16 protein-coding genes, 1 tRNA gene and 1 pseudogene are annotated in these 18,523 nt (G+C 72.6%); 15 read left to right on the forward strand and 3 right to left on the reverse strand.

Going from position 1 to position 18,523, the window contains the following annotated elements; translation table 11 throughout:
• Positions 1-114: 114 nt before the first annotated feature.
• Positions 115-1,113, forward strand: a complete 999-nt coding sequence (locus F7Q99_RS24005) for a class I SAM-dependent methyltransferase (RefSeq protein ID WP_326847047.1) — start codon at positions 115-117, stop codon at positions 1,111-1,113.
• Positions 1,114-1,307: 194 nt separating this feature from the next.
• On the opposite strand, the gene F7Q99_RS24010 is transcribed toward F7Q99_RS24005, so the two are convergent.
• Both F7Q99_RS24010 and F7Q99_RS24015 read right to left on the reverse strand, forming a co-directional pair.
• Entirely contained in the window at positions 1,308-2,987 is a 1,680-nt protein-coding gene (locus F7Q99_RS24010) for an APC family permease (RefSeq protein ID WP_153464676.1), read from the reverse strand.
• 271 nt (positions 2,988-3,258) lie between these two features.
• Positions 3,259-3,343: transfer RNA gene (locus F7Q99_RS24015), tRNA-Leu, on the reverse strand.
• 289 nt (positions 3,344-3,632) lie between these two features.
• Between F7Q99_RS24015 and F7Q99_RS24020 the strand changes: the two genes are divergently transcribed.
• Positions 3,633-4,229: an ATP-binding protein gene (locus tag F7Q99_RS24020; RefSeq protein WP_153464678.1), complete on the forward strand. Its 597-nt coding sequence runs from the start codon at positions 3,633-3,635 to the stop codon at positions 4,227-4,229.
• A 29-nt stretch (positions 4,230-4,258) separates the two neighbouring features.
• On the opposite strand, the gene idi is transcribed toward F7Q99_RS24020, so the two are convergent.
• On the reverse strand, positions 4,259-4,900 hold the full coding sequence (gene idi, locus F7Q99_RS24025) for an isopentenyl-diphosphate Delta-isomerase (protein ID WP_153464679.1): 642 nt from the start codon (positions 4,898-4,900) through the stop codon (positions 4,259-4,261).
• A gap of 301 nt (positions 4,901-5,201) precedes the next feature.
• Here idi and F7Q99_RS41410 point away from each other — a divergent pair.
• The 13 genes and pseudogenes from F7Q99_RS41410 to F7Q99_RS24085 form a co-directional block, all read left to right on the forward strand.
• A pseudogene (locus F7Q99_RS41410) lies at positions 5,202-5,288 on the forward strand (hypothetical protein); the annotation flags it as partial.
• Between the two features lie 85 nt (positions 5,289-5,373).
• Positions 5,374-6,129 (forward strand): phosphocholine cytidylyltransferase family protein, encoded by a 756-nt coding sequence (locus F7Q99_RS24030; RefSeq protein ID WP_153464681.1) that lies wholly within the window; start codon positions 5,374-5,376, stop codon positions 6,127-6,129.
• Positions 6,117-7,178: an iron-containing alcohol dehydrogenase family protein gene (locus tag F7Q99_RS24035; protein ID WP_326847048.1), complete on the forward strand. Its 1,062-nt coding sequence runs from the start codon at positions 6,117-6,119 to the stop codon at positions 7,176-7,178. Before F7Q99_RS24030 ends, F7Q99_RS24035 begins: the two co-directional genes overlap by 13 nt.
• 91 nt (positions 7,179-7,269) lie before the next feature.
• Positions 7,270-8,007, forward strand: coding sequence for a CDP-alcohol phosphatidyltransferase family protein (locus F7Q99_RS24040; protein WP_195911254.1), 738 nt, complete (start codon positions 7,270-7,272; stop codon positions 8,005-8,007).
• Between the two features lie 89 nt (positions 8,008-8,096).
• A complete protein-coding gene (locus F7Q99_RS24045) occupies positions 8,097-8,942 on the forward strand; it encodes a glycosyltransferase family 2 protein (RefSeq protein WP_230210866.1) in 846 nt (281 codons plus the stop codon).
• A gap of 136 nt (positions 8,943-9,078) precedes the next feature.
• The gene (locus F7Q99_RS24050) at positions 9,079-10,020 is read left to right on the forward strand and encodes an ABC transporter permease (RefSeq protein ID WP_326847049.1); all 942 of its coding nucleotides are present in this window, start codon (positions 9,079-9,081) and stop codon (positions 10,018-10,020) included.
• Positions 10,013-10,822: an ABC transporter ATP-binding protein gene (locus F7Q99_RS24055; protein WP_326847050.1), complete on the forward strand. Its 810-nt coding sequence runs from the start codon at positions 10,013-10,015 to the stop codon at positions 10,820-10,822. Before F7Q99_RS24050 ends, F7Q99_RS24055 begins: the two co-directional genes overlap by 8 nt.
• A 306-nt stretch (positions 10,823-11,128) precedes the next feature.
• On the forward strand, positions 11,129-12,076 hold the full coding sequence (gene hpnC, locus F7Q99_RS24060) for a squalene synthase HpnC (protein ID WP_326847051.1): 948 nt from the start codon (positions 11,129-11,131) through the stop codon (positions 12,074-12,076).
• A 41-nt stretch (positions 12,077-12,117) separates the two neighbouring features.
• A complete protein-coding gene (gene hpnD, locus F7Q99_RS24065) occupies positions 12,118-12,975 on the forward strand; it encodes a presqualene diphosphate synthase HpnD (protein ID WP_153466574.1) in 858 nt (285 codons plus the stop codon).
• 127 nt (positions 12,976-13,102) lie between these two features.
• On the forward strand, positions 13,103-14,536 hold the full coding sequence (gene hpnE, locus F7Q99_RS24070) for a hydroxysqualene dehydroxylase HpnE (protein WP_153464685.1): 1,434 nt from the start codon (positions 13,103-13,105) through the stop codon (positions 14,534-14,536).
• Between the two features lie 128 nt (positions 14,537-14,664).
• A complete protein-coding gene (locus F7Q99_RS24075) occupies positions 14,665-15,753 on the forward strand; it encodes a polyprenyl synthetase family protein (RefSeq protein ID WP_407697875.1) in 1,089 nt (362 codons plus the stop codon).
• 7 nt (positions 15,754-15,760) lie between these two features.
• Positions 15,761-17,845, forward strand: a complete 2,085-nt coding sequence (gene shc / locus F7Q99_RS24080; RefSeq protein WP_230210306.1) for a squalene--hopene cyclase — start codon at positions 15,761-15,763, stop codon at positions 17,843-17,845.
• Positions 17,842-18,522, forward strand: a complete 681-nt coding sequence (locus F7Q99_RS24085; protein WP_326847052.1) for a phosphorylase family protein — start codon at positions 17,842-17,844, stop codon at positions 18,520-18,522. Before shc ends, F7Q99_RS24085 begins: the two co-directional genes overlap by 4 nt.
• Position 18,523 lies beyond the last annotated feature (1 nt).

An 18,523-nucleotide genomic window follows, 5' to 3' on the forward strand; every position in this document is an offset into this window, starting at 1 on the left:
TGGTGTGCGCACCGTCGGTATTTCGTGCGCCCCGAAGGTGCCCCGGCTGTCGCCCACTCGTTCTGAGGTCTGGCTCGACCCGCAGGTCATCCGTACCGCCTAAGGAGCTTCCCCGTGACCGACGCGTTCACTGCCGAGGAGCAGAGGCCCGCCGAGCCGGCTGCGCTGGACGATGTCCCGGGCTGGTTCTGGGATCACGATCGGCATTCTTTCGAGTGGTTCCTGGGTCGGCAGGAGAAGGCCGGGGTCACCGGTGATCTGCTGGAGATGGGCGCATACCTGGGCCGCAGTGCGATCGTCATCGGCGAGCACCTCCAGCCCGGCGAGACGTTCACCGTCTGTGACCTCTTCGACTCGGACGCGCCGGACGACGAGAACGCGGCGGAGATGGACATCTCCTACCGGAAGACCCTGACCCGGTCCGCCTTCGAGGCCAACTACCTCGCGTTCCACGACGAGCTGCCGGAGATCATCCAGGCGCCGACCTCGTCGCTCGCGGGCGGGCGGATCCCGGCGGGAGCGTTCCGGTTCATCCACATCGACGCCTCGCACCTCTACGAGCACGTCGTCGGCGACCTCCAGGTGGCCCGCACCGCGCTGCAGGACCAGGGCGTCGTGGTGCTCGACGACTACCGCTCCCAGCACACCCCGGGTGTCGCCGCCGCGACCTGGGAGGCCGTGTTCAACCACGGACTCAAGCCGATCATGCTGACCGAGTGCAAGTTCTACGGCACCTGGGGGGACCCGGAGCCCTTCCAGCGCGACCTGCTGGACCGGGTGGACCTCGCCGAGGGCTGCCTCCTGACCACCGAGACCCTGAACGGCCGGCAGCTGCTGCGGATGGTCGGCACCTCGGACGGCATCGAGTCGTTCCGGCCGTCCCGCCACCAGCGCCGGCTGGCGACCGAGGCCGCCCGCCGCGACGCCGACCAGGCGGCCGAGGAGTCCCGCCGGGCCCTGCTGGAGGCGCAGGAGGAGGCCGCCCGCGACCTCGCCGCCCGCCGCGCTCGCGCCGCTGAGCAGCGCCGCCCCGTCAACGTCGCCAAGCGCGCCGCCCGGGATCTGCTCCCGCCGGTGATCACCTCGGCGATCCGCCGCGCCCGGCGCGGCTGAGGCCGGCCGGCGGCGAGCGACAACTGACAGATTTCAGATGACAGAATCTGAAATCTGTCATTTGAAATCTGTCCGCTGTCATCTGTTCGCCCGGCGCCCGGCGCACCTCACCCGACACCCCGGCCCCACCCCACCCAGAACGCAAGAGTGCCGGTCGAGCCACGCTCGACCGGCACTCTCACCGTTTCAGGGCCTCAGACCCGAGAGGGTTCCCGCGACTCCGGAGCCTGCTCGGCCGGCACGGCCTCCGCGTCCAGCTCCCGGCGGACCTCCGCCAGCGACGGGTTGGCCCAGGCGCTGGCGACGCCCCAGTAGTAGAAGGCGAGCGCCAGGGCGGCGACGATCAGCAGGTCCCAGCCCTCGGGCAGGTAGCCCTGCCCGCCGAAGTCGGTGCTGCCGGCCCAGGAGACGGCGGCCATCACGAACAGGTACCCGACCATCCAGGCACCCGCCCGCAGGTGCGGACGCAGCTCGGCCCACGGCTTGCGCAGCTCGTACCAGGCCCAGATCGGCAGGCCGGCGGCCATCAGCAGGATGACCTTGCCGGTGAGCGGCCAGCGGGCCCAGTACAGGACCAGGGAGCCGAACACCATCGCGACCGGAGCGACGACCGGCATCGCGCGCAGCCGGACCGGCCGGGGCAGGTCGGGGGCGAGGCGGCGCAGCGCCATCACGGCGACGGGGCCGGTGATGTACGAGATGACGGTGGCCACGGAGACGATCTCGGCGAGCGAGCCCCAGCCGCGGAAGACGGCGAGGAAGAGGAACGCGACGACGAGGTTGAGCACCAGGGCCGGGCGGGGGATGCCGGTCCGCGCGTCGACCTTGCCGAAGATCCGCGGCAGGTGCCCGTTCTCCTGCACACCGTGGATCATGCGCGAGGTGGTGGCGGCGTAGATCATGCCGGTGCCGCTGGGGGAGATGAACGCGTCCGCGTACAGCAGCATGGCGAGCCAGTTGAGGCCCCAGGCGATCGACAGGTCGGCCAGCGGCGAGGTGTAGCCGAGGCCGCTCCAGCCCTTCGACAGGTCGGCGGCCGGGATGGCGCCGATGAAGGCGACCTGGAGCGCGACGTAGATCACCAGGGCGATCAGGATCGAGCCGATGACGGCCTTCGGCAGCGACTTGCCGGGGTTGTTGGCCTCGGCCGCCAGGTTGAGCGGGGACTGGAAGCCGTTGAACGCCCAGACGATGCCGGAGACGGCGACGGCGGTGAACACCGCGCTCCAGCCGTTCGGCGCGAAGCCGCCGTGGTCGGTGAAGTGGGCGGTGTCGAAGTGGGCGAACAGCAGGGCGCCGGCGGTCAGCGTCGGGACGACGACCTTGAAGACGGTGATCGCCGTGTTGGTCTTGGCGAAGAGCGTGATCGCGAACCAGTTGAGGACGAAGTAGCCGACCAGGAGCACGCTGGCGAGTGCCACGCCGCTGACGGTCAGCTCCTTGCCCTCGTAGAGGCCCTTCGCCCAGGCGAAGTGCCAGGAGCTCATGTACTGGACGGACGCGGTGGCCTCGCCGGGGATGACCGAGACGATGGCGATCCAGTTGGCCCAGGCGGCGAGGTAGCCGGCCAGCGAGCCGTGCGAGTACTGGCCGTACCGGACCATGCCGCCGGCCTTGGGGAACATCGAGCCCAGCTCGCTGTAGGTCAGCGCGATGGTGAGGGCCACCGCGGCGCCGATCACCCAGGCGAGGATCGACGCGGGCCCGGCGAGGCGGGCGGCCCGCTCGGCGCCGAACAGCCACCCGGATCCGATGATCGAGCCCAGCCCGACGGCGGTGAGGCTGATGGTGCCGAGCGAGCGTCGGTAGTTCTGATGCGATGCCGTCGACTGCTCCTGCTCACTCAACGTATCGGTCCTCTCGCTCGGGGTCATCGGGTCGTGTCCTCGTTTACAGCGGTTTTGCGTGTGTTTTCCGGACAAACGCCCAGCAGCCTATGAGGCGAAATCGGTCGTATACCTCAGAGGAAGCTCAAACCGTCCGATCGTTGCCATCTCGTGTCCGTTATCCGGAGCACTGCGGCCCTCGGGCCAGGCCTTCCGCGCCGGAACCAGGCAAGCCGGGGACAGGGGCCCCGACACCTCGGCGGTGAAAAAAGAAAATTCCCCGCGGGATTCCTTTCGGATCCCACGGGGAATTCGGCTGTGTCCGAGGGGGGACTTGAACCCCCACGCCCGATAAAGGGCACTAGCACCTCAAGCTAGCGCGTCTGCCATTCCGCCACCCGGACGGGGTGTGTGCTTCGGGGTTTGTCTCGCCCCCTCGGCGACAGAGAGAACATTACCAGGGTTCTGGAGTGCTTCTCACCTGCGTTTCCCCGGCGGGGATGCCTGGGCTGGCTGGGACGGCTCGCGAGGGTGCGCGAACCGGCGGCGAAGCGACGTCGAGCGCGAACGAATCGGTCGACTCCGGTGGGAGCGCCGATCGATGCCGGTCGGGAGTGGTCCGACACGAGCAGATTCTCGACGGTGCCACGGTCCCGGGGGCCGCTCTCCTAGCCTCTGTGCACCGAGGGCGCCATGAGCGGAACGCCTGATTCCCGGGTCGCGGACGAAGGGCGGCTGGACGTGGAGCAGATCAGCGGGGCGGCGAAGGCCGAGCCGAGACGCGACGGCGCCGGGCACGAGGCCGACCGCGGAGCCGGACTCGGCGCCCCGCGCGGACCGGGACACACGGCGACGGAGCCGGCCGAGGGCGCCTGGCGGTTCCCGGTGCCCGCCACGGGGTCCTCGGTGCCGCGCACCCGGCACGCGGTGCGGGACCGGCTGCTGGCCCAGGGGATGGGCGCGGTGCGGTACCAGGAGCTGGTGGACGACCTGCTGCTGATCGTCTCGGAGCTGGTCAGCAACGCCGTGACGCACGCCGCCAAGCTGTCACCGGAGGTGACCACCGAGCTGACGGTGCGCGGCGGCTGGGTGCGGGTCTCGGTCGAGGACGGCGACCCGTACCGGCCGAAGGCGCTGGAGAGCGACACCGCGCGGACCGGCGGGCGCGGCCTGCTGCTGGTGAAGAGCGTGACCCTGCAGGCAGGCGGGATGTGCGACGTGGAGCGGACGAGGGAGGGCGGCAAGGTCATCTGGGCCTCGCTGCCCATTCCCCCGCGGAAGGACGACTGACCGGGGACCGGCCCGTCACCGGCGTGCGGCTACCAGTCCCGACCGGCGATCTCCCGGATCCCGGGCAGGGCCGCCTCGAAGACCGTGTCGAACCAGACCGAGAACGTCCGCTCGGCCCGCAGCTCCCGCAGCTCCTGCGCGGTGACGAAGGCGTGGTCGTCCACCTCGTCCGGGTCGGGCCGCACCGGCGCGGTGACCAGGCCCACGAACAGGTGGTTCCACTCCCGCTCGATCAGCCCGGAGGCCTCGTCCGGCAGGTCGTAACGGACGTTCCCGGCCTCGCAGAGCAGCGCCGGGGCGACGCCCAGCTCCTCGGCGGTGCGGCGGGCGGCGGCGACGAACGGCGCCTCGCCCGGGTACGGGTGGCCGCAGCAGGTGTTCGACCAGACGCCAGGCGAGTGGTACTTGCCGAGCGCGCGGCGCTGGAGCAGCAGTCGCCCCTGGCGGTCGAAGAGGAAGACCGAGAACGCCCGGTGCAGCCGGCCCGGCTGCTGGTGGGCCCAGAGCTTCTCGGCGGTGCCGATCGTGACGCCCTCGTCGTCGACCAGTTCCAGCAGGATCTCGTCGGTGCCGGCGGCCCCCGGGTCGGCCGCTACGTCGGTCTCCACGTCGAGGCCGGTGTCGACCTCTGAGGTGAAGTGCGTCGGGTTGGTCGGCGGACTCTGGGGCATGGGGCCTCTTTCGGGAGCGGGAGCGACGGGAGCATCGGGTGCGTCCGGTACACGGATGCAGCGGACGCAGCGGGGGCACCCGCGCCGGCGTCGGGCTCCAGTCTGCCGTATGGGTGGCGGTAGGCACCGGTCCCACGCACAACCGGGCGGATCATGACTCTCCAGGGGTCTTTTCCGGGCACGGGAGGACTCGACAGGGCCCCGGAAGGGTCACGGAGGTAGCAGGTCAGTTCGGAGGTCGTTCGACGCGCGTTCGGCCCCGTCCCACACTGCTCCCGGTCCACTCCCGGCCACCACTCAGTCACCTCCCAGCTGCCCGGCCGCGTTCGGGCTGGTCGCCACGGTCGCCTACCATCACTTACGACACGGTGCCCGCATCTGCGCCGGCACCGGCGCGCCGCTGTGCGGCCCGGCCGACGAGTGCCGGCGCCCCGGCGCGCCCGCGCACAGCACGACGGATCAGGAGACCTCGCATGATCGGCCTCGTTCTGGCAGCCGGCGCCGGCCGCCGGCTGCGCCCGTACACCGACACACTGCCCAAGGCGCTGGTGCCGGTCGACGGGGAGCGGACCGTCCTGGACCTCACGCTCGGCAACTTCGCCGAGGTCGGGCTGCGTGAGGCCGCGGTCGTCGTCGGCTACCGCAAGGAGGCCGTGTACGACCGCAAGGCCGCCCTGGAGGGCAAGTACGGCGTCAAGCTCCACCTGGTCGAGAACGACAAGGCCGAGGAGTGGAACAACGCCTACTCCCTGTGGTGCGCCCGCGACCTCTTCGCCGAGGGCCTGCTGCTGGCCAACGGCGACACCGTCCACCCGGCCTCCGTGCAGCGCACCATGCTGGAGGGCAACCAGCGCCTCACCGAGGCCGGCCGGGCCCCCGGCATCCTGCTCGCCCTCGACACGGTGAAGAAGCTCGCCGACGAGGAGATGAAGGTCGTCGTCGACCCGGCCGCCGGCATGCGCCGCATCACCAAGCTGATGGACCCGGCCGACGCGACCGGCGAGTACATCGGCGTCACCGTGATCAACCCGTCCGCCGCCGTCGACCTGACCGACGCCCTGCGCGCCACCTACGAGCGCGACCCGCAGCTGTACTACGAGGACGGCTACCAGGAGATGGTCAACCGGGGCCTGCGGATCGACGTGCAGCCGATCGGCGAGGTGTCCTGGGTCGAGGTCGACAACCACGACGACCTGGCGAAGGCGCGGGAGATCGCGTGCCGGTACTGACCCGACTGGTCCCGTCGCCGCTCTTCGTCGAGATCCGCCCGGGCGCGCTGGACGCGCTCGGCGGCATCCTCGCCGACCAGCGGCTGTCGGCCTCGGGCCGGATCGCGGTGGCGATCAGCAACGGCTCCGGCGCCGCGATGCGCGAGCGCCTGGAGCCGGCCCTGCCCGGCGCCGACTGGTACAACGTGGACGACGGCAGCCTGGACAGCGCGGTGCGCCTGGCCGAGGCGATGCGCGGCGGGCACTACGACGCGATCGTGGGCCTCGGCGGCGGCAAGATCATCGACGCCGCCAAGTACGCCGCGGCCCGGGTCGGCCTGCCGCTGGTCGCGGTGGCCACCAACCTCGCCCACGACGGCATCTGCTCACCGGTCTCCACGCTCGACAACGACGCCGGCCGGGGCTCCTACGGGGTGCCCAGCCCGATCGGCATCGTCGTCGACCTGGACGTGATCCGGCAGGCCCCGCCGCGCTTCGTGGCGGCCGGCATCGGCGACGTCATCTCCAACATCTCAGCCTGCGCGGACTGGGAGCTGTCGCACGCGGTCACCGGCGAGCCGGTGGACGGACTGGCTGTGGCGATGGCCCGCTCGGCGGGCGAGAACCTGCTGCGCCACCCCGGGAGCCTCGGGGACCGGGACCTCCTGACGGCGCTGGCGGAGGCCCTGGTACTGTCCGGCATCGCGATGAACATCGCGGGCAGCACCCGTCCCTCGTCGGGTGCCTGCCACGAGATCTCGCATGCCCTGGACGTGCTGTATCCCAAGCGGTCCGCCCAGCACGGCGAACAGGTCGGCCTCGGCGCGGCGTTCGCCAGCTTCCTGCGGGGCGAGCGCGAGCTGACCGGCCTGATCGTGGAGCGCCTGGCGCGCCACGGACTGCCGGTGACCGCCGCTCAGATCGGCTTCACCGAGGCTGAGTTCACCGAAGCGGTGCACTACGCTCCAAACACCCGCCCGGGCCGTTTCACCATCCTCGAGCACCTCGACCTCTCCCCCTCAGCAATCAGGGACGCGTACGCCGACTATGTCCAAGCCGTCAACAGCTGACCCCTCCACCGCGGGCGCCGAGCGGCCCCCGGTGGACCTGACCCGCCGGCCCTCGATCGAGGAGCTGCGCGCGGTGATCCACCCCGAGGGCATGCTCCAGCGCCGCAGCGCCGAGCACTGGGCCGGGCGCCTCTACATGCGGAAGATCTCGCTGCGGATCACCCGCGTGCTCTCCACCATGACGGCGATCACGCCCAACGGCCTGACGTACCTGATGATGTTCACCGGCATCCTGGCCGGTGCCGCGCTGGTGGTGCCGGGCCTGACCGGCGCGATCCTCGGCGCCCTGCTGATCCAGGTCTACCTGCTGCTGGACTGCGTGGACGGCGAGGTGGCCCGCTGGCGCCGGCAGACCTCGCTCACCGGCGTCTACCTGGACCGGGTCGGCCACTACATGTCCGAGGCGGCGCTGCTCACCGGCCTCGGCCTGCGCGCCACCGACCTGCTGCACCGCGACGGCCACGGCTCCCACTGGGAGTGGGCCTTCCTCGGCACGCTGGCCGCGCTCGGCGCGATCCTGATCAAGTCCGAGACGGACCTGGTGGACGTGGCCCGGGCCCGCAGCGGCATGACCGCCGTCGAGGACAGCGCCTCGGTGCCGCGCTCGTCCTCGGTGGCCAAGGCCCGCCGGGCGGCCTCCTTCCTCAAGTTCCACCGCCTGGTGGGCGCGGTCGAGGCCTCGCTGTTCATCCTGGCCGCCGGGATCGCCGACGCCGTCCACGGCGGGCTGACCTTCACCCGCCTCGCGGTGGTCGTGCTGGCCGCGATCGCCATGCTGCAGACCGTGCTGCACCTGCTCAGCATCGTCCTCTCGAGCAGGCTGCGATGAGCGCGGGGAGCGGCGTGAGCGCCGCGCACGGCACGGCCGCGGACACGGTCAACGCGGACACGTTCAAGCTGGGCGCCGTCATCATCACCATGGGCAACCGGCCCGAGGAGCTGAACGCCCTGATCGAGTCCGTCCGCGCCCAGGAGGGCCCGACGGTCGAGCTGGCCGTGGTCGCCAACGGCGCCCCGCTGCCGCCGCTGCCGGAGGGCGTGCGCACCGTCGAGCTGCCGGAGAACCTCGGCATCCCGGGCGGGCGCAACGTCGGCATCGAACTGTTCGGCCGCAACGGCCGGGACGTCGACGCCGTCCTCTTCCTGGACGACGACGGGCACCTGCCGCGCACCGACTCGGCCCGCCTGCTGCGCGAGGCCTTCAGCGCCGATCCGGAGCTGGGCATCGTTTCCTTCCGGATCGCCGACCCCGACACCGGTGTCACCCAGCGCCGGCACGTCCCCCGGCTGCGCGCCAGCGACCCGCTGCGCTCGTCCCGGGTGACCACCTTCCTGGGCGGCGCCAGCGCCGTGCGCTGCACGGTGTTCGAGCAGGCCGGCCAGCTGCCCGCCGAGTTCTTCTACGCCCACGAGGAGACCGACCTCGCGTGGCGCGCGCTGGACGCCGGCTGGGCCATCGACTACCGGGCGGACGTCGTGCTGCACCACCCGACGACCTCACCCGCCCGGCACGCCACGTACTTCCACAACGTGGCCCGGAACAGGGTTTGGCTCGCGCGGCGGAACCTTCCGGCCCTGTTGATGCCTCTCTATCTGGGAACCTGGTTCCTGCTGACCCTGGCCCGCCGCCCCTCCTCGGAGGCGCTGAAGGCCTGGTGGGGCGGGTTCCGGGCGGGTTGGCGCGAACCCTCGGGGCCGCGCCGGCCCATGCGATGGCGTACCGTTTGGCGATTGACCAGGCTGGGCCGGCCACCGGTCATCTGATCGAATGATCGATCGCTGCGGCCGGTGACCACACACCGGCCGGACTCTCCCGTGATCCCAGTGGATCCCCATCGGCGCAAGGCCGGCGGACCCCCGCCGACCGGCCGCCCCGACCGATCCCGCGTGAAGGACGAATGTGTCGACAGTGAGTGAACCCGTCAGCCTCTCAGCCCCCAGGGGGGCGGACGCGGGCCTGACCCCCAAGCAGCTTGCGGACAAGTACGGTCTGTCGGTGAGCGGCGCCCGGCCCGGTCTGTTCGCCTACACCAAGCAGCTCTGGGCCCGGCGCCACTTCATCTGGGCCTTCGCCACCGCCCGCCTGGTGGCCCAGTACACCGACGCCAAGCTCGGGCAGCTGTGGCAGGTCGTGACCCCGCTGCTCAACTGCGCCGTGTTCTACCTGGTCTTCGGCGTGATCCTGGCGAGCAAGCAGGGCTTCCCGGGCAACACCTACATCGCCTGGCTCTGCATCGGCGTCTTCGTCTTCCAGTTCACCCAGAACGCGGTGCAGTCCGGCACCCGGGCGATCTCCGACAACCTCGGCCTGATCCGGGCGCTGCACTTCCCCCGCGCCAGCCTGCCGATCGCCTTCACCGTGATCCAGCTCCAGCAGCTGCTGATCTCGATGGTCGTGCTGGTCATCACCGTGCTGGCCGCCGGCATCACCCCGGGCAAGACCTGGCTGCTGATCCTCCCGGCGCTGCTCCTGCAGACCATGTTCAACACCGGCGTCTCCCTGGTCTTCGCCCGGATCGGCTCCAAGACCAGTGACATCTCCCAGCTGATCCCCTTCGTGATGCGGGCCTGGATGTTCCTGTCCGGCGTGATGTTCAGCATCCAGGACAAGATCCAGACCTGGCCGCACTACATCCAGACGCTGATGGCCCTCAACCCGGCCTCGGTCTACATGGACCTGCTCCGGCACGCCTTCGCGCCGATCATCTACAACAAGCACCAGCCCGTGCACCAGACCCTGCCGCCGCACCAGTGGACGTACGGCATCGCCTGGGCGGTCGGGATGTTCGTCATCGGATACGTCTTCTTCTGGAAGGCCGAGGAGGAGTACGGCCGTGGCTGACACCGACCTGAGCAAGCGCGACGCCGTCCCCGCCGTGAAGGTGGCCCGCGAGCCCACCGTCGTCGTCGACGACGTGCACATCGTCTACCGGGTGCACGGCGCCGGCTCCGGCAAGGGCAGCGCCACCTCGGCGATAAGCCGCATCATCAGCCGCAAGCGCGCGGCCGGCGTGCGCGAGGTGCACGCCGTGAAGGGCATCAGCTTCACCGCCTACAAGGGTGAGGCCATCGGCCTGATCGGCTCCAACGGCTCCGGCAAGTCGACCATGCTGGCCGCCATCGCGGGCCTGCTGCCGACCGAGCGGGGCGGCATCTACACCAACGGCCAGCCCTCGCTGCTGGGCGTCAACGCGGCCCTGATGAACGAGCTCACCGGTGAGCGCAACGTCATCCTCGGCTGCCTGGCGATGGGCATGACCCCGGCCCAGGTGAAGGAGCGCTACCAGGAGATCGTCGACTTCTCCGGCATCAACGACAAGGGCGACTTCATCTCCCTGCCGATGCGCACCTACTCCTCCGGCATGGGCGCCCGCCTGCGCTTCTCGATCGCCGCCGCCAAGACCCACGACGTGCTGCTGATCGACGAGGCCCTGGCCACCGGTGACCAGGCCTTCCAGCAGCGCAGCAAGCGGCGCATCGACGAGCTGCGCGGCTCCGCCGGTACGGTCTTCCTGGTCAGCCACGACAACAACTCGATCCGCGAGGTCTGCGAGCGGACCATCTGGATCGAGGCCGGTGAGCTGGTCATGGACGGTCCGACCGACGAGGTCGTCGGCCGTTACGAGCGCGGCGAGCGCCCGTAGTACCCAGGCACCCAGGGGGCCGGTTCCGGGGAGTTTCCGGAACCGGCCCCGCTGCGTGTCCCGGTTCGTCGTGCACCCCCGCCGGTACCCCGGGTGGCCTGCCGCCGGCGGGGTGAGCGCCCCGTGCGCCGGGCGGGGCGCCCTTCTCCGGCGCGGCCCGTGGTGTCAGGCTGTATGGGCGGGGGCGGTGTGCCGGATGTGTCGCCCGTGCTCGGACGCGTGTCCGAGTCGGGCCGTTGATGCCCATCGGTGTAGAACGGGGGAGTGACAGCAGTGTCGGCTTCGGCCCAGCCCAGCAGTGAGCCAGTGGACCGTTCATCGGGGGTGACGCTGGACAAGGCGAGTGCGGAGAACTTCCCGGTCGCCCCCTTCTTCCTGCCCGCCGCCTGGCGCGGCGACCTGATGGCGGTCTACGGCTTCGCCCGGCTGGTCGACGACGCCGGCGACGGCGACCTGGCCGACCCGGTCGGCACCGCCCGCCTGCTCGGCGTCGACGCCGAGCTCCCCACCACCCTTTCGGCCCAGTCCGGCCCGCCCGCTCCGGAGGAGGTCGCCTTCCGCCTGGCGCTGCTCGACGGGCTGGAGCGCGACCTCGACCGGGTGTTCGAGGCGGCGCTTCACCCGGACACCGCCGACCGCCCGCGCCACCCGCTGATGCACCCGCTGGTCCCGCTGGTCGACAGGCACGGGCTCACCCCGGAGCCGTTCCGCCGGCTCATCGAGGCCAACCGGGTGGACCAGACCATCGCCCGCTACGCCACCTACGACGACCTGGTCGGCTACTGCACGCTCTCCGCCGATCCGGTCGGCCGCCTGGTGCTCGCCATCGCCGGTGTCGCCACCCCCGAACGGATCGAGCTCTCCGACGCGATCTGCACCGCCCTCCAGCTGGTCGAACACCTGCAGGACATCGCCGAGGACCTGGCCCGCGGCCGGATCTACCTGCCGGCCGAGGACCTCGAACGCTTCGGCGTCACCGAGGCCGACCTCGCCGCCCCCTCCGCGAGCGGCCCGGTCCGCGAGCTGATCGCGTACGAGGCGGAGCGTGCCCGCACCCTGCTCGACCGCGGTGCGCCGCTGGTGGGTACGGTTCGGGGGAGGCTTCGACTGCTCCTGGCGGGATTCACCGCAGGCGGATACGCGGCCCTGGCGGCCGTCGAGGACGCCGGGTACGACGTTCTCGCCCAGCAGGCGAAGCCGCACAAGCGCCGCCTCGCAGCGAAGGCGGCGGCCATCTTCGCGAAGGGAAGGTGAACGCCCGAGTGGCGGCATCACCACTGGCGTCGGCCCAGGTCATGGCGGCGTACCGGTACTGCGAGGCAGTCACCGGGCTGCAGGCGCGCAACTTCAGCTACGGCATCCGCCTGCTGCCCGAGCCGAAGCGGCTGGCCATGTCAGCCCTGTACGCCCTGGCCCGCCGGGTGGACGACATCGGCGACGGGGACCTGCCCGCCGACCGCAAGGCGGAGGCGCTGCTGCGCACCCGGGAACTGCTGGACGGGATCCGCGCCGGCGCGGTCGCCGAGGACGACACCGACCCGATCAAGGTCGCCCTGGCGGACGCGGCCCGGCGCTTCCCGATCCCGCTCGGCGGCTTCGACGAGCTGATCGACGGCGTCGAGATGGACCTCAAGGGCGCCGAGTACCAGACGTATGAGGAGCTGAAGGTCTACTGCCGGTGCGTGGCCGGCGCGATCGGCCGGCTCTCGCTCGGCGTGTACGGCTGCGACGACCCGGAGCGCGGGGCGCAGTACGCCGACACCCTGGGCCTGGCTCTCCAGCTCACCAACATCCTGCGCGACCTGCGCGAGGACGCCCTGAACGGCCGCACCTACCTGCCCGGCGAGGACCTGGTCCGATTCGGCTGCCAGCAGGGCTTCGCGCAGCCGCTGCCGCCCGCCGGTGCCGACTTCACCGGCCTGGTGGCCTTCGAGGCCGCCCGCGCCCAGGCCGCGTTCGAGGAGGGCCTGCGACTGCTGCCGATGCTCGACCGCCGCAGCCGGGCCTGCACCGCCGCGATGGCGGGCATCTACCACCGGCTGCTCGGCCGGATCGCCGCCGACCCCGAGTCGGTGCTGCGCGGCCGGGTCTCGCTGCCGGGCTGGGAGAAGGCGTACGTGGCGCTTTCCGGGCTCGCCGGGGGGCGTTCTTGATTCTCGCCGCGCTTCTGTCACGCTGTGTCAGCGGTGAATCACTTATGGGTAGAGCCGTGCTGTCGACGACCGTGCTGATCACAGCAGCCGCCGCCGGGCGGTCCAGCGACTGCGAGGGGGAGGGCCGATGACCGGGCGAGTCGATGCCGCCCGCCCGGCCGCCGTCGTGGTCGGCGGCGGCCTGGCCGGCATCACCGCCGCGCTGCGGCTGGCCGAGGCCGGTCACAAGGTCACCCTGGCCGAGGGCCGGCCCCGCCTCGGCGGGCTGGCCTTCTCCTTCCGGCGCGGCGAGCTGACCGTCGACAACGGCCAGCACGTCTTCCTGCGCTGCTGCACCGCCTACCGCGGCCTGCTCGACCGGCTCGGCGCCACCCGGCTCGTCCACGTCCAGGACCGCCTGGACGTCCCGGTGCTGTCCGTCGCCGGGCCCGCGGACTCCCCCGTGCGCACCCTCGGCCGGCTGCGCCGGGCCGGCCTGCCCGTTCCGCTGCACCTGGCTTGCAGCCTCGCCCGCTACCCGCACCTCGGCCCGGCCGACCGCGCCCGGGTCGTCCGCGGCGCGCTCGCCCTCCAGAACCTGGACCTCGCCGACCCGGCGCTGGACCGGGTCTCCTTCGGCGCGTGGCTGCGCCGCCACGGCCAGAACGAGCGGACCCTCGCCGCCCTGTGGGACCTGGTCGGCGTCGCCACCCTGAACGCGCGGGCCGATCAGGTGTCGCTGGCCCTGGCCGCGATGGTCTTCAAGACCGGCCTGCTCTCCGACCCGGGCGCCTCCGACATCGGCATCGCCGCGGTCCCGCTCGGCGCGATCCACCACGACCGGGCGCTCGCCGAGCTGGAACGCGCCGGCGTGACGGTGCTGCTGCGCGCCCGCGTGACGGAGCTCAAGCCGGGCGCGCCCCAGCATGCCGTCCGCCTGGAGGGCGACGAGCTGCTCACCGCCGACACCGTCGTCCTGGCCGGCGCCCAGGACAGCGCCGCCGCGCTGCTGCCGCCCGAGGCCGTTGCCGGACAGGACCGGCTGGCCGCCTTCGGCACCTCGCCGATCCTCAACGTCCACGTGATCTACGACCGCAAGGTGCTGCGCCGCCCGTTCTTCGGGGCCCTCGACTCCCCGGTGCAGTGGGTCTTCGACCGCACCCCGCACTCCGGCCTGGCCGGTACCGCCCTCGGCCGGGAGTACCCGGGCGCCCAGTACCTGGCGCTGTCGCAGTCCGCCGTCCAGGACGAGATCGACCTTCCGGTCGCCGAGCTGCGCGCCCGCTACCTGCCGGAGCTCGCCCGGCTGCTGCCCGCCGCTGCCGGCGCCGAGGTGCTGGACTTCTTCGTCACCCGCGAGCGCACCGCCACCTTCGACCCGGCCCCCGGCAGCGCGACGCTGCGCCCGTCGGCCCGGACGAACGTGCCCGGCCTGCTGCTGGCCGGTTCGTGGACGGCCACCGGCTGGCCCGCGACCATGGAGGGAGCCGTGCGCAGCGGCCACGCCGCGGCCGACGCGGCGCTCGCCGCGGCCGGCACCCGGCTCCCGGTGGACCGGGGCGACGGGAGGTGGCCGAGGTGACGACCGGCCCCGCCGCCGGCGACCCCGCGAGAGCCGTCGGCCGTACCGTCGGCCGCTTCGGCCGCACCGACATCGCAAGCATCCGGCCGGCCCGCGTGGTCCGGCACCTTCAGGGAGAGGGAACGCACGTGGAGTCACGCACCGGCATCGCCGTCGGAGGCACGGCGCACGCCGAACCGGTCTCGGTGCCGGAGCTGCTCGCCCGCAGCCGCACGCTCTGCACCCCGCCGCTGCGCGCCGCCGTCGCCCGTTTGGCCGCACCGATGGACACCGTCGCGGCGTACCACTTCGGCTGGATCGACCGGGACGGCACCCCGGTCACGGGGGACGGCGGCAAGGCCGTCCGCCCGGCCCTGGCGCTGCTGTCGGCCCGGGCGGCGGGTGCGCCGTCCGAGGTCGGGGTGGCCGGTGGGGTCGCCGTTGAACTGGTGCACAACTTCTCCCTGCTCCATGATGATCTGATGGACGGTGACGAGACCCGGCGCCACCGGGCCACCGCCTGGACGGTCTTCGGCCCGGCCCAGGCGATCCTGGTCGGCGACGCCCTGGCGACGCTCGGGACGGAGGTGCTGCTCGACGCCGGCGTGGCCGGCAGGGCGAGCGCCACCGACGCCGCGCGCGCCGTCCGGCTGCTCACCACCGCCACCCGCCGGCTCATCGACGGCCAGGCCATGGACGTCGCCTTCGAGCAGCGGGACAGCGTCACCGTCGCCGAGTGCCTGGAGATGGAGGGCGGCAAGACCGGCGCCCTGCTCGCCGCCGCCTCGGCGATCGGCGCCGTGCTGGCCGGGGCCGACGACAAGGTCTCCGACTCCCTCCAGCGCTACGGCCACCACCTGGGCCTGGCCTTCCAGGCGGTGGACGACCTGCTCGGCATCTGGGGCGCCACCGAGGTCACCGGCAAGCCGCACTGGGGCGACCTGCGCCAGCGCAAGAAGTCCCTGCCGGTCGCCGCCGCCCTGGCCGAGGGCGGCGCCGCCTCCCGCAGGCTGGCCGAAGAGCTGGCCGACCCGAAGGGCCGCGGCGAGGAGAGCGAGCCCGAACTCGCCGCCCGCGCCGCGCTGATCGAGGAGGCCGGCGGCCGGGCCTGGACCCAGGAGGAGGCCCGCCGCCAGCACACGACTGCCCTCGCCGCCCTGGACGAGGTGCCCATGTCCGACGAGGTGCGCGAGCACTTCGTCGCACTCGCCGAATTCGTGGTGGTACGAGAGAGGTGACGTTACGTTGACAGCAACCGCGGACGGCCGGCTCGACCCTGAGTACGATTCCGAGCCGGTCGCGGTGGGCGACCGCCCCCCGGCGCTGCTGGAGGCCGGGCGGTGGCGGCCGGAAGACGCCGACCCGCCGCGGCCGGGCGGCGAGGCGGACCGCGCGGCGGCCGACGCCCGGGACGCCCTGGCCCGCGCCACCACCCACCTGCTCGCGCTGCAGAGCCCCGAAGGCTGGTGGAAGGGCGACCTGGAGACCAACGTCACCATGGACGCCGAGGACTTACTGCTCCGGCAGTTCCTCGGAATCCGGACCGAGGAACAGACCAAGGCCAGCGCCGAGTGGATCCGCTCCCAGCAGCGCGAGGACGGCACCTGGTCCACCTTCCACGGCGGGCCGCCCGAACTGTCCACCACGGTCGAGGCGTACGTCGCCCTCAAACTCGCCGGCGACGACCCGAACGCCCCGCACATGCTGGCCGCCGCACGCTACGTCCGCTCCGCCGGGGGCATCGCCGCCGCCCGGGTCTTCACCCGGATCTGGCTCGCGCTCTTCGGCTGGTGGCCCTGGGAACGGCTCCCGGAGATGCCGCCCGAGATCATCTTCCTGCCCAAGTGGCTCCCGCTGAACATCTACGCCTTCGGCTGCTGGGCCCGCCAGACCATCGTCCCGCTGACCATCGTCTCGGCCCACCGCCCGGTACGCCCCGCGCCCTTCGCGCTCACCGAGCTGCACACCGACCCGGACCACCCCTTCCCCGACCGGCCGCTCGCCCCCGCCACCACCTGGGACGGTCTCTTCGAGCGGCTCGACAAGGTCCTGCACGCCTATCGCCGCCGCGCGCTGCGCCCGCTGCGCCGACACGCCATCGCGCAGGCCCGCCGCTGGATCGTCGAACGGCAGGAGGCCGACGGCTGCTGGGGCGGCATCCAGCCCCCGGCCGTCTACTCGCTGATCGCCCTGCACCTGGAGGGCTACGAGCTGGAGCATCCGGTGATGCGGGCCGGGCTCGCCTCCTTCGACCGCTTCACGGTGCACACCGAGGACGGCCGGCGCTGGCTGGAGGCCTGCCAGTCCCCGGTCTGGGACACCTGCCTGGCCACCATCGCCCTGGTCGACGCCGGGGTGCCGGCCGACCACCCGGCGCTGGTCTCCGCCGTCGACTGGATGCTCGGCGAGGAGATCCGAAAGCGCGGCGACTGGGCGGTGCGGCGCCCCTCGCTGGACCCGGGCGGCTGGGCCTTCGAGTTCGAGAACGACACCTACCCCGACATCGACGACACCGCCGAGGTGGTGCTCGCGCTGTGCCGGGTCGCCCACCCCGACCCGGAGAAGGTCGGCGGGGCGGTGGACCGCGGGGTCCTGTGGAACCTCGGCATGCAGTCCAAGAACGGCGCCTGGGGCGCCTTCGACGTCGACAACACCAGCACGCTGCCGAACAAGCTGCCGTTCTGCGACTTCGGCGAGGTGGTCGACCCGCCGTCCGCCGACGTCACCGCCCACGTGGTGGAGATGCTCGCAGAGGTGGGCTGGGCGGGGGACCCGCGCACCAAGCGCGGCGTCGAGTGGCTGCTGCGCAACCAGGAGGCCGACGGGTCCTGGTTCGGCCGCTGGGGCACCAACTACATCTACGGCACCGGCTCGGTGCTGCCCGCCCTGGTCGCGGCCGGCGTCCCGGACGAGCACCCGGCGATCCGCCAGGCCGTGCGCTGGCTGGAGGACCGGCAGAACGGCGACGGCGGCTGGGGCGAGGACATGCGCTCCTACGACGACCCGGCGCACTGGGCCGGGCGCGGCGAGTCCACCGCCTCGCAGACCGCGTGGGCGCTGATGGCGCTGCTCGCGGCCGGCGAGGGGCCGGACGGTCGGGCCAACCCGGCGGTGGAGCGCGGGGTGGACTGGCTGGTCCGCACCCAGCTGCCCGAGGGCACCTGGGACGAGCCGCAGTTCACCGGCACCGGCTTCCCGTGGGACTTCTCCATCAACTACCACCTGTACCGGCTCGTCTTCCCCGTCACCGCGCTCGGCCGCTACCTGGGCGGCCGCCGCACGGCCGGCCGGGAGAGCGGCGCCGCCCCGGCGATCGGGGCGGCGCGGTGACCACCGCCCCCCTGCTGGTGCTCTGCGCACTGGGTCCCGAGGTCTGGGCCCTGCGCGGCGGGGACTGGCGCGGCGCCTCGGGCGGGCCGCCGGTGCTGGTCCGTACCGGGGTGGGCCGGCGGCGCGCCGCCCACGTCGTGCGGCGGCTGCTCGGCTCCGCCCCGGGCGGCTACGGCGCGGTCGTGGTGGCCGGCTTCGGCGCGTCCGTCGCCCCCGGGATGGCCCCGGGCGACGTGATCGTCGCCGACGGCGTACGGGACGCGGAGGGCAACCTCTTCGCGGTCGGCTCGGCCGCGGAGCTCGTCCGGGCCCTCAAGGAGCACGGCCTGACCGCGCACACCGGGATGCACCACACCGCCGACCACGTGGTCCGCGGCCTCGAACGGCGGGCCCTGCACCTGCAGGGCGCGCTCGCCGTCGACATGGAGGCCGCCGCCGTCCTGGCCACCCTGCGCGAGCTGCGGCCGGCGCTGCCCGCGGCCGTCCTGCGCGTCGTGGTGGACACCCCCGAGCGCGAGCTGCTGCGGCCCGGCACCCTGCCCGCGGGGGTGCGCGCCTGGCGGACCCTGCGGGCGACCGTCCCCGCCCTCGTCGACTGGCACCGGCAGGAGCTGCCGACCGTCGCCCCGGACCCGAACCACCCCACATCCTCGACGCTCCCTCAGGAGGCGAGCTAGC

The sequence above is a fragment of the Streptomyces kaniharaensis genome, assembly GCF_009569385.1.
Taxonomy (GTDB): Bacteria; Actinomycetota; Actinomycetes; order Streptomycetales; family Streptomycetaceae; genus Kitasatospora; species Kitasatospora kaniharaensis.

Coding starts and splice junctions, on each gene's coding strand:
- F7Q99_RS24010 (WP_153464676.1), bottom strand. CDS start 2,987: ATGACCCCGAGCGAGAGGACCGATACGTTGAGTGAGCAGGAGCAGTCG.
- F7Q99_RS24020 (WP_153464678.1), top strand. CDS start 3,633: ATGAGCGGAACGCCTGATTCCCGGGTCGCGGACGAAGGGCGGCTGGAC.
- idi (WP_153464679.1), bottom strand. CDS start 4,900: ATGCCCCAGAGTCCGCCGACCAACCCGACGCACTTCACCTCAGAGGTC.
- F7Q99_RS24030 (WP_153464681.1), top strand. CDS start 5,374: ATGATCGGCCTCGTTCTGGCAGCCGGCGCCGGCCGCCGGCTGCGCCCG.
- F7Q99_RS24040 (WP_195911254.1), top strand. CDS start 7,270: ATGCTCCAGCGCCGCAGCGCCGAGCACTGGGCCGGGCGCCTCTACATG.
- F7Q99_RS24045 (WP_230210866.1), top strand. CDS start 8,097: ATGGGCAACCGGCCCGAGGAGCTGAACGCCCTGATCGAGTCCGTCCGC.
- hpnD (WP_153466574.1), top strand. CDS start 12,118: ATGGCGGCGTACCGGTACTGCGAGGCAGTCACCGGGCTGCAGGCGCGC.
- hpnE (WP_153464685.1), top strand. CDS start 13,103: ATGACCGGGCGAGTCGATGCCGCCCGCCCGGCCGCCGTCGTGGTCGGC.